General features: G+C 57.4%; 12 protein-coding genes. 7 read left to right on the top strand and 5 right to left on the bottom strand.

Annotation, left to right across the window (positions count from 1 at the left end):
* Window positions 1-89: 89 nt before the first annotated feature.
* Together hrcA and G6R15_RS18660 are read left to right on the top strand one after the other, a co-directional pair.
* Window positions 90-1,154 (top strand): heat-inducible transcriptional repressor HrcA, encoded by a 1,065-nt coding sequence (hrcA, locus tag G6R15_RS18665; RefSeq protein ID WP_164661489.1) that lies wholly within the window; start codon window positions 90-92, stop codon window positions 1,152-1,154.
* Between the two features lie 10 nt (window positions 1,155-1,164).
* Complete coding sequence (locus tag G6R15_RS18660; RefSeq protein WP_164661488.1) at window positions 1,165-1,728, top strand: nucleotide exchange factor GrpE; 564 nt, start codon at window positions 1,165-1,167, stop codon at window positions 1,726-1,728.
* Window positions 1,729-1,774: 46 nt separating this feature from the next.
* Here the strand turns inward: G6R15_RS18660 and mutS are convergent, their stop codons facing one another.
* Entirely contained in the window at window positions 1,775-4,393 is a 2,619-nt protein-coding gene (gene mutS / locus G6R15_RS18655; RefSeq protein WP_164661553.1) for a DNA mismatch repair protein MutS, read from the bottom strand.
* A gap of 160 nt (window positions 4,394-4,553) precedes the next feature.
* Between mutS and G6R15_RS18650 the strand changes: the two genes are divergently transcribed.
* Entirely contained in the window at window positions 4,554-6,809 is a 2,256-nt protein-coding gene (locus G6R15_RS18650) for an NADP-dependent malic enzyme (RefSeq protein ID WP_164661487.1), read from the top strand.
* 3 nt (window positions 6,810-6,812) lie between these two features.
* Window positions 6,813-7,685 carry a ribokinase gene (locus tag G6R15_RS18645; protein ID WP_164661486.1) on the top strand — a complete coding sequence of 291 codons (873 nt, stop codon included), beginning with the start codon at window positions 6,813-6,815 and terminating at the stop codon, window positions 7,683-7,685.
* On the opposite strand, the gene msrA is transcribed toward G6R15_RS18645, so the two are convergent.
* Together msrA and tmpT are read right to left on the bottom strand one after the other, a co-directional pair.
* On the bottom strand, window positions 7,682-8,356 hold the full coding sequence (gene msrA / locus G6R15_RS18640; RefSeq protein ID WP_164661485.1) for a peptide-methionine (S)-S-oxide reductase MsrA: 675 nt from the start codon (window positions 8,354-8,356) through the stop codon (window positions 7,682-7,684). The two genes, G6R15_RS18645 and msrA, sit on opposite strands and share 4 nt — an antisense overlap.
* Window positions 8,357-8,463: 107 nt before the next feature.
* Window positions 8,464-9,102 (bottom strand): thiopurine S-methyltransferase, encoded by a 639-nt coding sequence (gene tmpT, locus G6R15_RS18635; protein ID WP_164661484.1) that lies wholly within the window; start codon window positions 9,100-9,102, stop codon window positions 8,464-8,466.
* A 138-nt stretch (window positions 9,103-9,240) separates the two neighbouring features.
* On the opposite strand from tmpT, the gene G6R15_RS18630 reads away from it, so the two are divergent.
* The gene (locus G6R15_RS18630) at window positions 9,241-9,954 is read left to right on the top strand and encodes an HAD family hydrolase (protein ID WP_164661483.1); all 714 of its coding nucleotides are present in this window, start codon (window positions 9,241-9,243) and stop codon (window positions 9,952-9,954) included.
* Window positions 9,955-9,995: 41 nt separating this feature from the next.
* Here the strand turns inward: G6R15_RS18630 and G6R15_RS18625 are convergent, their stop codons facing one another.
* The gene (locus tag G6R15_RS18625) at window positions 9,996-10,280 is read right to left on the bottom strand and encodes an SCP2 sterol-binding domain-containing protein (protein WP_164661482.1); all 285 of its coding nucleotides are present in this window, start codon (window positions 10,278-10,280) and stop codon (window positions 9,996-9,998) included.
* Between the two features lie 219 nt (window positions 10,281-10,499).
* Between G6R15_RS18625 and G6R15_RS18620 the strand changes: the two genes are divergently transcribed.
* The gene (locus G6R15_RS18620) at window positions 10,500-11,456 is read left to right on the top strand and encodes a Hint domain-containing protein (protein WP_164661481.1); all 957 of its coding nucleotides are present in this window, start codon (window positions 10,500-10,502) and stop codon (window positions 11,454-11,456) included.
* Complete coding sequence (locus G6R15_RS18615; protein WP_164661480.1) at window positions 11,453-11,971, top strand: toxin-activating lysine-acyltransferase; 519 nt, start codon at window positions 11,453-11,455, stop codon at window positions 11,969-11,971. Before G6R15_RS18620 ends, G6R15_RS18615 begins: the two co-directional genes overlap by 4 nt.
* 104 nt (window positions 11,972-12,075) lie before the next feature.
* On the opposite strand, the gene G6R15_RS18610 is transcribed toward G6R15_RS18615, so the two are convergent.
* Window positions 12,076-13,299, bottom strand: coding sequence for an argininosuccinate synthase (locus G6R15_RS18610; protein ID WP_164661479.1), 1,224 nt, complete (start codon window positions 13,297-13,299; stop codon window positions 12,076-12,078).
* Between the last annotated feature and the right edge of the window lie 132 nt (window positions 13,300-13,431).

Below are 13,431 nucleotides of genomic sequence, written 5' to 3'. Positions count from 1 at the left end.
TGGGGATAACTCTCGGCGGGGCAGGGATGCAACCCCGATTGACCTTTACCGCAAGTGGGATTTAATGACATCAAAGCCGGAGAAGCCCAATGAGTGACGCGAGCAAAATTCTGGACGACATGAACGACCGCTCGCGTGAAGTGTTCCGATTGATCGTTGAAGGTTACCTGGACAGCGGCGAGCCGGTGGGCAGTCGAACCCTGACCCGTACGTTGAGCGAAAAGGTTAGCGCCGCGACGATCCGCAACGTGATGCAGGATCTAGAGTTTCTGGGATTGCTCGATAGCCCCCATGTCAGCGCCGGTCGGGTGCCGACACAAATGGGGTTGCGGATGTTCGTCGACGGTCTGCTTGAGGTCGGCGATTTGAACGTGGCGGACCGCAAAAAGATTGACGCGACGGTGGACAGCAACTCGTCAGATGTCAGTGGCTTGCTAGATCGCGTCGGGTCTGTGCTGTCGGGGGTAACGCAAGGTGCCTCGCTGGTGCTGACGCCCAAGCATGAGGCCGAGATCAAGCATATAGAGTTTGTGTCGCTGGCCCATGATCGGGCGCTGGTGGTTCTGGTTTTTGCCGATGGTCACGTGGAAAACCGCCTGTTTACACCGCCACCGGGGCAGACTCCCAGTTCGATGCGTGAGGCGGCGAATTTCCTGAATTCGCTGATCGAGGGGCGGACTCTGAGCGAAGTAAGCACAGTTATTCAGTCTCAGATCACCGCACGCAAACAAGAGATCGACGTGCTGGCCCGTGCGATGGTCGAGGGTGGCCTAGCCGTTTGGGACGCCGAGGGGCAGGATTCGGCGCGCCTGATCGTACGCGGACGGGCGAATCTGTTGGCAGATACGGGGCAGGAAGAAGAGCTGGAGCGGATCAGATCCCTGTTTGACGACCTGGAACGCAAGCGGGACATCGCTGAATTTCTGGAACTGACCGAAGACGGCGACGGTGTACGCATTTTTATCGGCTCTGAGAACAAACTTTTTTCACTTTCGGGTTCCTCTTTGGTGGTGTCTCCCTATATGAACGCTGATCGTAAGATCATCGGTGCGGTTGGGGTGATTGGCCCGACGCGCCTGAATTACGGACGGATCGTGCCCATCGTCGACTATACCGCGCAGTTGGTCGGCAAGCTCGTATCAGACCGGAGTTAGAGGTAGAAAGATGGCTGAGCCAAAGAACGAAGATTTTCTGGATGACATCGCAACGGCTGAAGCCGAAGAGCTGGCCGAAGAGCTGGCTGAGATCAGCGGTGAGGCGATAGAACTGGACGAGCTGCGCGCCGAACGCGACCAGCTAAAGGACAAATTCATGCGCGCGCTGGCGGATGCGGAAAACGCCCGCAAGCGCGGCGACAAAGCCCGTCGCGATGCCGAAAACTACGGCGGCTCGAAATTGGCCCGCGATATGCTGCCGGTTTACGACAACCTCAAGCGCGGCCTTGAGGCGGCAACTGATGAACAGCGCGAAGTTTCGGCAGCGCTGATCGAGGGCGTGGAACTGACCATGCGTGCCCTGTTGGATGTATTCAACAAGCATGGTGTTCACATCGTGTCGCCCGAAGTTGGCGATCGGTTCGACCCGCAAATGCACGAAGCGATGTTCGAAGCCCCGGTGCCCGGGACCAAAGCAGGCGACATCATTCAGGTGTCGGCAGAAGGGTTCATGTTGCACGACCGTTTGCTGCGTCCGGCGCAAGTTGGCGTCAGTTCAACGTCGGCTGGCTAAAGTTCCACTTTCGGCGAGCGTATTTGGAAACACGGTGAAGAAGCGGTCAGGATCTGGCCGCTTCTTTCAGTCTATAGATCAGGTCCAGCGCTTCGCGAGGGCTCAGCTCATCAGGATGGATGTCACCCAACATCCCGTCGATGGTCGAGACTTTGGGGGTCGGCGGCGGTGAGGGCAGCGCGGCCGAGAAAAGCGGCAGATCGTCAATCAGCGCCCTTTGTTTGCCACCCTCCCGTTCGTTTTGTTCCAGTTGATCCAAAACCACGCGGGCACGTTCGACAACGGACTTGGGCAGGCCGGCAAGTTGGGCGACCTGAACGCCATAAGAGCGGTCGGCGGCCCCTTTGCGCACCTCGTGCAGGAAAATGACTTCACCTTCCCATTCCTTGACGGCGACGGTGGCATTTTCGACACCTTTCAGGTTACCGGCAAGGGCAGTAAGCTCATGATAATGAGTGGCAAATAGGGCGCGGCAACTGTTGGTGGCGTGCAGATGTTCCAGCGTCGCCCAGGCAATCGACAGACCGTCATAAGTGGCGGTGCCACGCCCGATCTCGTCCAGGATAACCAACGCGCGTTCGTCGGCCTGGTTTAGGATCGCCGCAGTTTCCACCATCTCGACCATGAATGTGGAACGCCCGCGCGCCAGATCGTCCGAGGCACCGACGCGACTGAACAGCTGACTTACCAGCCCAATTTCAGCGCGTTCGGCGGGAACATAGCTGCCCATCTGTGCCAGCAGGGCAATCAGTGCGTTCTGACGTAGAAAGGTTGACTTACCGGCCATGTTGGGACCCGTCAAAAGCCAGACAGCAGCGCCGCCGTTGGCCGTCAAATCACAGTCGTTTGCAATGAAAGCATCGCCTGATTGTTGTTGGAGTGCCCGTTCGACGACCGGATGACGACCCCCAGTTATGGTGAATGACCGGGTGTTGTCGACCGAAGGGCGACACCAGTTTTCGCCCCGCGCCAAATCAGCTAGTGCCGTTGCCAGATCCAATTCTGCCAGACCACGCGCGGCCTGATTGAGCAGGGCGGCTTGAGACAAAATCTTGTCGGACAGCCTTTGATAGAGCCGCTTTTCAATCTCTAGCGCCAAATTGCCGGCGTTTAAAATTCGGGTTTCGATTTCGCTGAGTTCGACAGTTGTGAACCGGACCTGATTGGCGGTGGTTTGTCGGTGAATATAGGTCTCTGAGAATGGCGGGCCTAACATCTTGTCGGCGTGCGTCGCCGTCGTTTCGATGAAGTAGCCAAGCACGTTGTTATGCTTGATCTTGAGTGAGTTGATCCCAGTGTGCTCGGCATATTTCTTTTGAAAACCAGCGATGACCGAACGGCCTTCGTCCCGAAGGGTGCGGGCCTCGTCCAGTTCCACGTCATAGCCCGGAGCGATGAATCCACCGTCGCGAGCCAGCAAGGGTGGTTCGGCGACCAGTGATGCGTCAAGTAGGCCTAGCAGATCGTCGAACCCGCGTAGGTTGGCTGTGGCTTGAGCAATGAGCTCAGGCAGTTCGATATCATCAGTCGAGATGGCAATCTGTTCTGCTTGGATCAGCCCATTGCGAATGGCAGTAAGGTCCCGAGGGCCTCCTCGTTCTAACGCCAGTCGCGACAAAGCGCGGTCCAGATCGGGTGTTTTGCGGAGCGCTTCGCGCAGCTGCTCGGCAAGAGAGGATTGCTCGACACAGAAGTCAAGCGCAGCAAGCCGGGCGTGAATGGTATCGAGCTTGCGCGAGGGGCTGGAAATCCTTTGTTCCAACAGGCGTCCACCGCCCGGTGTCACTGTGCGGTCGATGACAGACAACAGCGAGCCGAACTTATCACCACTCAGCGATCGGGTCAGTTCTAGATTGCGCCGTGTGGCCGCGTCGATCTGCATGACGCGGTCCTCGCTGTCCTGCTCGGGCGGCAAGAGTAGGGGTAGTTTGCCTTTTTGCGTGATCTCTAGATAATCGACCAGTGCGCCCATGGCCGACAATTCGTGTCGCGAAAATTTTCCGAACCCGTCCAGTGAACCGACATTGAACAGCTCTTGCAGGCGTTTCTCGGCGCCGGCGCTGTCAAAGCTGGCTTTGCCCATGGGCGTCAGCGGGATCTTGAAGTCATCCGCCAGCGGGCGCAGCGTCTGAAACACAGGATCATCCACAACCAGCAATTCGGACGGGGCAAGGCGGGCCAGCTCGGGGCTTAGCCGTTGCCGCGACACGGTCATGACATGAAATGCACCGGTTGAAATGTCGGCCCAGGCCAGCGCGCTGTTGTCACGAACCTCGGCATAGGCCACCAAAAAGTTGTGGCGGCGTGCGTCGAGTAAGGCATCTTCGGTCAGGGTGCCGGGGGTCACCAGACGCACAACATCGCGTCTAACGACCGATTTAGAGCCTCTTTTCTTGGCTTCAGCCGGGCTTTCCATCTGTTCACATACAGCCACACGGAACCCCTTGCGGATCAGGGATAGCAGATACCCTTCGGCCGCGTGAACAGGTACGCCGCACATCGGAATGTCATTGCCGTTGTGCTTGCCCCGTTTGGTCAGAGCAATGTCTAGCGCTTGGGCGGCATCCACCGCATCGTCAAAGAACATCTCATAAAAATCACCCATGCGGTAAAATAGCAGGGCATCGGCGTGGGCCTCTTTGATTTCGAGGTATTGCGCCATCATGGGCGTGACGGTGGACAAGGGCGTTTTCTCCGACTGGACCGAGCGGGACCTTACAAATCCGACCAGTCTGGTGAAAGTCGAAAACGCATTGTCGTTGAGACTGCGTGCTGCCTGCGCTATGAGGCAAAAAGCCCGAACTGTGAAAAGAACGACCGATCTGATGCCCAAAGCGAAAATTACCGACCAAGAGGCGCTAGCCTTTCACCTGGAACCCACCCCTGGCAAGTGGGAGGTGCAGGCTACGGTCCCAATGACCACACAGCGCGATCTGTCGCTGGCGTATTCCCCCGGTGTCGCAGTTCCATGCGAAGCAATCGCAGCCAACCCGGAAACTGCTTATGATTACACCAACAAGGGCAACCTTGTTGCGGTGATCTCGAACGGTACGGCCGTTCTGGGTCTGGGGAACCTGGGCGCGCTGGGCTCAAAGCCGGTTATGGAAGGCAAATCTGTCTTGTTCAAGCGGTTCGCCGACGTAAATTCGATTGACATCGAGCTGGACACCGAAGACCCAGATGAATTCTGCCGTGCGGTTAGGCTAATGGGCCCGACCTTTGGCGGTATCAATCTGGAAGACATTAAGGCGCCAGAATGCTTCATCATTGAACAGCGCCTGAAGGAAGAAATGGACATTCCTGTCTTCCACGATGACCAGCACGGCACGGCGGTGATCTGTGCGGCAGGCCTGTTAAACGCGCTGCACATCTCCGGCAAAAAAATCGAAGACGTCAAAATTGTCCTGAACGGTGCGGGTGCTGCCGGGATCGCTTGTATCGAATTGCTCAAGTCGATGGGCGCGCAGCATGAAAACTGCGTCGTCTGCGACACCAAAGGTGTGATCTATCAGGGTCGAACCGAAGGCATGAATCAGTGGAAATCGGCTCATGCGATCTCTACCGAACTGCGCACCTTGGAAGAAGCGATGAAAGACGCTGACGTATTTCTGGGCGTGTCGGTCAAAGGTGCGGTAACGCCTGACATGGTTGCAAGCATGGCCGACAATCCGGTTATCTTTGCGATGGCAAACCCCGACCCCGAGATTACCCCGGAAGAGGCACATGAAGTGCGGGTGGACGCCATCGTTGCCACTGGGCGTTCGGATTATCCAAACCAGGTCAACAACGTTCTGGGTTTTCCTTACCTGTTCCGCGGGGCGCTGGACATTCACGCCCGCGCCATCAATGACGAGATGAAAATCGCCTGTGCCCATGCCTTGGCGCAACTCGCACGCGAGGACGTGCCGGACGAGGTGGCGATGGCTTATGGCAAGTCGCTGACCTTTGGCCGAGATTACATCATCCCCACGCCGTTTGACCCACGCTTGATCTATCGTATACCCCCGGCTGTTGCTCGGGCTGGCATGGACACCGGCGCGGCGCGCCGTCCGATCATCGACATGGACGCTTATGAGCTGAGCCTGAAATCGCGGATGGATCCGACGGCAAGCATCCTGCGTGGCCTGAACGCCCGCGCACGTGCGGCGCAAAGCCGGATGATCTTTGCCGAAGGCGACGATCCTCGCGTGCTGCGCGCAGCTGTAATGTATCAACGTTCTGGTTTCGGTAAGGCACTTGTTGTTGGTCGCGCCGAAGACGTGAAGGAAAAGCTCGAGACCGCGGGTCTGGGCGACGCCGTGCGTGAGCTGGAGGTGGTGAATGCCGCCAACACCAATCACCTCGATACCTATAAGAGCTTCCTCTACAAGCGCCTGCAGCGTAAAGGTTTTGATGGTAAGGATATTCATCGTCTGGCTGCCCGTGACCGGCATGTGTTTTCGGCTTTGATGCTGGCGCATGGGCACGGTGACGGGGTGGTGTCCGGTGCGACGCGCAAATCAGCGCATGTTCTGGACCGGATCAACCACGTGTTTGACGCTGACGCGGCCCATGGAGCAGCGGGTGTCACGGCGTTGCTGCACAAGGGTCGGATCGTGCTGATTGGCGATACGCTGGTTCATGAATGGCCTGACGAAAATAATCTGGCAGATATTGCAGAGCGCGCTGCAAATGTCGCTCGTCACATGGGGCTTGACCCGCGTGTGGCCTTTGTCAGCTTCTCGACCTTCGGCTATCCGGTTTCTGAACGCGCCGAAAAGATGCACATCGCCCCTGAGGTTCTGGACCGCCGCGGCGTCGATTTCGAATACGAAGGCGAGATGACTGTCGACGTGGCCCTGAACGCGCATCAGCAAGAGGCATACCCTTTCTCGCGGCTGACCGGCCCGGCGAACATCCTAATTGTACCGGCGCGGCACTCGGCCAGCATTTCGACCAAGCTGATGCAGGAAATGGGTGGGGCGACCGTCATCGGACCAATCCTGTCAGGCGTCGACAAGCCGATCCAGATCTGTTCGACCGGTTCGACCGCAAACGACATTCTGAACATGGCCATCCTGGCCGCTTGCGACATCGGGTAAACCATGGCGATCTGGAACTTGGGCTCGATCAATGCGGACATGGTGTATGCCGTGCCGCATCTGCCCGGCCCGGGTGAAACCCTGGCCGCGACAGACCTTTCGCAGTTTCTGGGCGGCAAGGGGGCGAACATGTCCGTCGCTGCGGCGCGGGCCGGAGCGCATGTGTGTCACATCGGTGCGGTGGGTGCGGATGGGCGCTGGGCCGTTGACCGGTTGACTGAATACGGTGTGGACACCCGGCAGATCGTTGAGGTGTCATCGCCAACCGGTCACGCGATTATCGCGGTTGAGGCGTCGGGCGAAAACCAGATCTTACTCTTTGCCGGGGCCAATCATGCGATCTCGCAGAGTCGGTTGGGACAAGCGCTGTCTCAGGCTGAGGCAGGGGACATCCTGGTTTTACAGAACGAAACCAACGCGCAGGTCGATGCGGCAAAGATGGGTCGCGCATTGGGTTTGAAGGTCTGTTATGCAGCCGCGCCATTTGATGCGGATGCCGTTCAGGCGGTACTGCCGTACCTTGATTTCCTGATCCTGAACGAAGTCGAAGCGGCGCAGCTGCAGGAGGCAAGTGGAATGGCACCCCAGGATTTGCCGGTGGCGCAGGTCATTGTCACGCTGGGAGCAGTCGGCGCGCGGTATTTCGACACTAATACAGGGGAAACGCGGGATTTTCCGGCTTTTCAAGTCAAGGCTGTGGATACGACAGGCGCAGGGGACACATTTACGGGGTATGTCTTGGCTGGGATGGATCGGGGCCTGCCCATGCCCCAGGCCATCGGTCAAGCAATGCGTGCCGCGGCCATCATGGTCACGCGGCACGGCACTGCAGATGTGATCCCGGACCTCAAGGACGTTCAAGACGCCGATCTTTAGCTACCAACAAAGGGCGCGTCGCTGCCCCAAAGCTGTTTCACACGCTGATCGCGGCCGCAGGCATTGCGATAGGCCTTGTAGGCTGACGCCTGACGTTTAGGGCCAAAGCGAGTGAAAACCAGTTTCGATCCCTTGTAATAATCCTGATGATAAGACTCAGCCGGGAAGAACGTGCTTTCGGACAGAACGGGTGTCACAATTGTTTGACCCAATGCGCTTTGCGCTTGGGCTTTGACCTTGTCCGCTATGGCCTTTTCGCCTGTGTTAGAGACAAATATTGCAGTTCTGTAGCTGTCACCACGATCACAGAACTGCCCGCCCGCGTCTGTGGGGTCGACCGAGCGGAAGAACATGGAAAGCAGTTGCTCGCGCGAGACTTTGGCCGGATCAAAGGTGATCTGCACCGCCTCGTAATGGCCGGTGCCGCCAGCGGTGACCATCTTGTAGGTCGGGTCCTTGGCTGTGCCACCGGTATAGCCCGAGACGACTTCGATCACGCCGGGGACAGATTCGAAATCGGATTCGACGCACCAAAAGCAGCCACCCGCAACCGTCAAGGTTTCAGTGCCTGCTGCCGAAGCCGAGCCAACGCGCAATAGCGAAGCAGCAGCGATCAGAATCACAAGCGCGATAATTTTAAAGTCGGATTTGAGATCGAGGGTCAGGGTCATGGCAAATCTCCTTTGACCTGAAGCTGACAGGCGATCCATCACGCAGCAAGTCACTGTCATGTCATGTCACGCCGAGGTGAGGGTGGGTGAACATCGGTGACAAATTGTTACTGCTTTTCCATCAACCAACCCTGTTCCGTTGTTGGAGCGATCCCCTTCAATCCGCCGGGAATGTCCCGCTGAAATAGCAGGGTGGTTGTGTAGCTGGGGCCATAAAGCGCCTTGATCTGCGACTGAGGTACCGAAAACGGAGGCCCGGCAATCAGATTCTGATCATAGTCAAATGAAATCACGAACTGTCGCGCAGAGTCGGTGATTTCGGCCAGATGCGAAACATATCTGGCGCGCATGTCGTCGGGCAGGGCAACCATTGCGGCGCGATCGTGGATTAGGTCGACAAGTCCGACGTGTTCCCTAGTCAGGTCAAAGACGTCGCCCACATAGATGTCCAAACCCGGCGCAATAAAATGCTTCAGCGAATTCAATTCTCGGATGGTTGGTATAATTCCCTGTTCGTCGAACAATTGCCGGATCGCAATCTCACTCAGTTCGGCTGCAACCACTTGATACCCGCGGGACAGCAGCCAACCGATGTCTCGAGTCTTGCCGCAAAGCGGAACAAATACGCGAGCGCCTGAGGGTAAAGGATGATCTGCGATGAACTTTATCAGCAACGGATGCGCGTCCTCTTGGTGCCAGCCCAAGCGGTTTTCTTCCCATCGGTTGATCCAGAATTGCCTATCCATTCCACCGTTTCCTTTTGGTTGCGTGACGCAGTTGGAGCGCACGAGGCCTGGTCGTCAAGGTGCGATGCAAACGGATTGCATTGACCTGAAATTCGGCGTTTGGTGCGGGCAAGTGAACTTCGATTTTTTGAGGGCAGAATGCGTATTGCGATGTGGTCCGGGCCGCGGAATCTTTCGACGGCCATGATGTACAGTTTTGGCGCGCGCACCGATTGCGCCGTCGTGGATGAGCCGTTCTACGCAGCCTATCTGCGGATGACCGGGCTTGGTCACCCCATGCGCGAAGAGATTATGGCCTCGCAGTCGCAAGACCCCGCTGAGGTGGCCGATGCTTTGATTGGCCCCAAACCCGGCGCGCGGCCGTTCTGGTACCAAAAACACATGACGCAACACATGATCTCCGACGTGCCGCGCGACTGGATGCGCGAGGTGCGCAATGTGTTCCTTATCCGCCACCCGGCCCGCGTAATCGCCAGCTATGCCGCAAAACGCGAGAACCCGACTCTGGACGATATTGGGTTCTGGCAACAGGCCGAGCTGTTTGACGAGGTTCATGGTTGGGGCGGCGATCCTGTGGTGATTGACAGCCACGACATCCGCGACAACCCTGCCGGAATGTTAGAGCGCTTGTGCGACGTGATCGGGGTTCCGTTTTCCCCCAACATGCTCAACTGGCCGCAAGGGGGGCATCCACAAGACGGGGTTTGGGCGTCGCACTGGTATGGCGCGGTGTGGCGCAGCACGGGTTTCGCGGGGCCCGAAGGGGAACTGCCCGATGTGCCCGAGCATCTGCAGCCGGTATTAGCGGCGGCGCTGCCGTTTTATGAAAAGATGAAGGCGATTAAGTTGTAAGGGGGCGTTGCCCTCGCCGTACTCTTGAAAACAAGAAGCGGTTACCCAAGCAGTTGCCCCAACTTCATCGCCACGCCCATGTTGCCCGAGATCTTGAGCTTGCCCATGGCCACACCCGTCATGGGGTTCAGCTTGCCGGTAAGCAGTTTGACCAGATTGTCCTGGCTGATGCGGATGGTGCAGTCGGTGTCGCGGTTCTGGATTGTGGCCGTGTTATTGGCCAGAACGATAACGCCATCGTCGCCACAGTCGAATTTTAGCGTGCCGTCAAAGTTCTTGTCGCCCAAACCCGATTGAATACCGTCAGCAATGTCTCTCAGTGCCATCTTGCCCTCCTGATTTGGGGGATTATTGGGTGCATGGAGTCGGTTACGCAATGATGACGTAGCAGGAGCCGTGGGTCGCGTTGCGGTAATTTTGCACATGTTTCGTGGCTAAACTCGGTTAGCGCTGCCGCCACATGACAAATCGGGAAAATTCGAGTATTCTAGTCTCACAAAACACAATTCAGCGCCTGAAAACAGGCGCGATCGAGCAGGTTCAAGATGGGTTACAACATCAGTGATGTTGGTGGCGAAGCCACCGACGGCGTCGACGTATGGAACGCGACGCTGGATCTGAGTCTATCGAACGCGACCACGGTCAGCGGTGATTTCGATGTGGTCTCGATTTTCTCTGGCGCGTCGCAGGGCGAAGCAGCGGACGGCTACAGTTTTTCGGCGCTGTCTGATCCAACCCTGGGATCTCTGGTGCTTGATGAAACGTCAGGTACATACACGTTTACGGTAGATTGGGGCGCTGTTTTGGCGACCGGATCGGATCAGGCCGTCAGCTTTACTGTTACGGGAACTTCAGGCGGTAACTCGGACACAGATACGGTTGTCATCAACCTGCTCATTTGCGTCACACGGGGGACTTTGATTCAGACAACAGTCGGGCCGGTTCCGGTTGAGGACTTGCGCAGCGATAATCTGGTGGAAACCCTCGATGGTTTGCCGCAACCAGTGCGGTGGATTGGGTCGCGTAAGCTGTCGGTTGCGGACCTCATCATGGAGGAAAACAAACGCCCCATTGTTTTCGAACCTGGCTCCTTGGGAAAAGGCCTACCGGAACGTGACTTACGCGTCTCTCCACAACATCGGATGTTCTTGCAAGGCTGGCAGGCACAGCTTTTGTTTGGCGAGGATCAGGTTCTGGTTCCGGCGAAAAGCCTTGTGAACGGATCATCGGTCAGGCAATCCAAGGTAACGGATGAGGTCGAGTACTTTCATTTGCTGTTCGATGAACATCAGATCATCTTTACCGAAGGGGCCCCGACCGAGAGTTTTCACCCAGGGGCTTATACCTTGTCCGAACTGGATGATGCAGTTCGCCAGGAGCTGCTCTCGTTGTTTCCCCAACTGCAATCGGAAGACGGGTATGGCGATACCGCGCGCACGGCATTGCGGCCGTGGGAGGCGACCCTTTTGTCATCCGCGATGGAGCTGGAGCAACCTGCGTGAGTGGGTTGGTGGACAGTCAAGGGAAGCCGCTTCCCGATCATGAGGCACCACCAGTAGAACGGTTGCGCGTTTACGGCGATTTTTCCTTTCTGGCGCTGCGCAGTGCGCGCCATACCAGGATGAGCGTCGCCACGCTGCGCTCTTACATGGAGCCGCCCATTGTGTCGGGGCAGTTTCGTATTTTCCGGTTCGATGACGTTCCGCGCGCCCTGTTCACATGGGGCTGGCTGGGACCCGAGGCTGAACGCAAGCTGATCACGGGAGAGGCGTTGGATGCAACCGATTGGACATCCGGCGATCACCTGTGGATCGTTGACTTGATTGCGCCCTATCGCGGGCTGACGGCGCAGATTGTCCGGTGGATCATGGTGCGTGGCAATTTTGCCGAGCGGGATTTTTACTTCCGGCGGGTTGGCGGGCAAAATGAAACCCGTAGAATTGTTCATATTGACTTCGACGCTGACCGCCTGTCTCGGGTGTATTCCGACGCCGCATATCTGGAGCGATTGGGATAAACCGCTCAGGCGACATCATCCTTGTTACGACCGCAAAAAATTCAAATGCCCGCCGTTATAAACGGCGGGCATTTGAATTTCCGAACCAATAAGGTTGCAGCAGTTTAACTGACGCGTTTGTTGCGTGCCGCAAGCAGTTTCAGGCGCAGTGCGTTCAGCTGGATGAAACCCGCAGCGTCGGTCTGATCATAGGCGCCTGCGTCTTCTTCGAACGTTACGTGTGCTTCGGAATACAGCGAATGCTCGGACCAGCGGCCCACACATGTCGCCGACCCTTTGTACAGTTTGATACGAACGGTGCCGGTCACGTGGGTCTGCGAGGCGTCGATGGCGGCCTGCAGCATTTCGCGCTCGGGTGAGTACCAGAATCCGTTATAGATCAGCTCGGCGTATTTCGGCATCAGCTCGTCTTTCAGATGCATTGCGCCGCGGTCCATGGTGATGGATTCGATGCCACGGTGTGCCTCAAGCAGAACGGTGCCGCCGGGGGTTTCGTAGATGCCGCGCGACTTCATGCCGACAAAGCGGCCCTCGACCAGGTCCAGACGGCCAATGCCGTGCTTGCCGCCGTATTCGTTCAGCTTCGTCAGGATGGTCGCGGGGCTCATCGCCTCGCCATTGATGCTGACCGCATCGCCTTTTTCGAAACCGATCTCTATGAACTCGGGCTCGTTTGGCGCGTCCTCGGGGTGGACGGTGCGCTGATAGACGTAATCGGGCGCTTCGACGGCGGGATCTTCCAGCACTTTGCCCTCGGACGAGGTGTGCAGAAGGTTGGCGTCGACAGAAAACGGCGCTTCGCCGCGTTTGTCCTTGGCAACGGGGATCTGGTTCTGTTCTGCGAATTCCAGCAAGCGTGTCCGCGAGGTTAGGTCCCATTCACGCCAGGGTGCGATCACTTTGATGTCGGGGTTCAGCGCATAAGCCGCCAGTTCGAACCGCACCTGGTCGTTGCCCTTGCCTGTCGCGCCGTGTGCCACAGCGTCGGCACCGGTTGCTTCGGCGATCTCGACCAGACGTTTCGAAATCAGGGGACGCGCAATTGAAGTACCTAGCAGATACAGACCTTCGTAAACCGCATTGGCGCGGAACATCGGGAAGACGAAATCGCGCACGAACTCTTCGCGGACGTCTTCGATAAAGATGTTTTCAGGCGCGATGCCCAGCAGTTCGGCCTTTTGGCGGGCGGGCTCTAGCTCTTCACCCTGACCCAGATCGGCGGTGAAGGTTACGACTTCACAACCATACTCGGTTTGCAGCCATTTCAGGATGATCGAGGTATCAAGGCCACCGGAATAGGCCAGGACAACTTTCTTGGGCGCGGACATCAGCATTTCCCCTTAAACGTATGACGGATCGCCCCTAACGGTTTTTCCGCGCGGGGGCAAGTTGTGTGCGGTGTCGCAGGGGTGCTCTGGGGGAGCGATAAGTGCAGGCCGCATCTTTGGATTGAAGTCGCG

It is taken from the genome of Tropicibacter sp. Alg240-R139 (genome assembly GCF_900537075.1).
Lineage (GTDB): Bacteria > Pseudomonadota > Alphaproteobacteria > Rhodobacterales > Rhodobacteraceae > Falsiruegeria.
The sequence above is the reverse complement of the archived record's forward strand: the minus strand, read 5'-3'. Positions and strand labels throughout refer to the sequence as shown.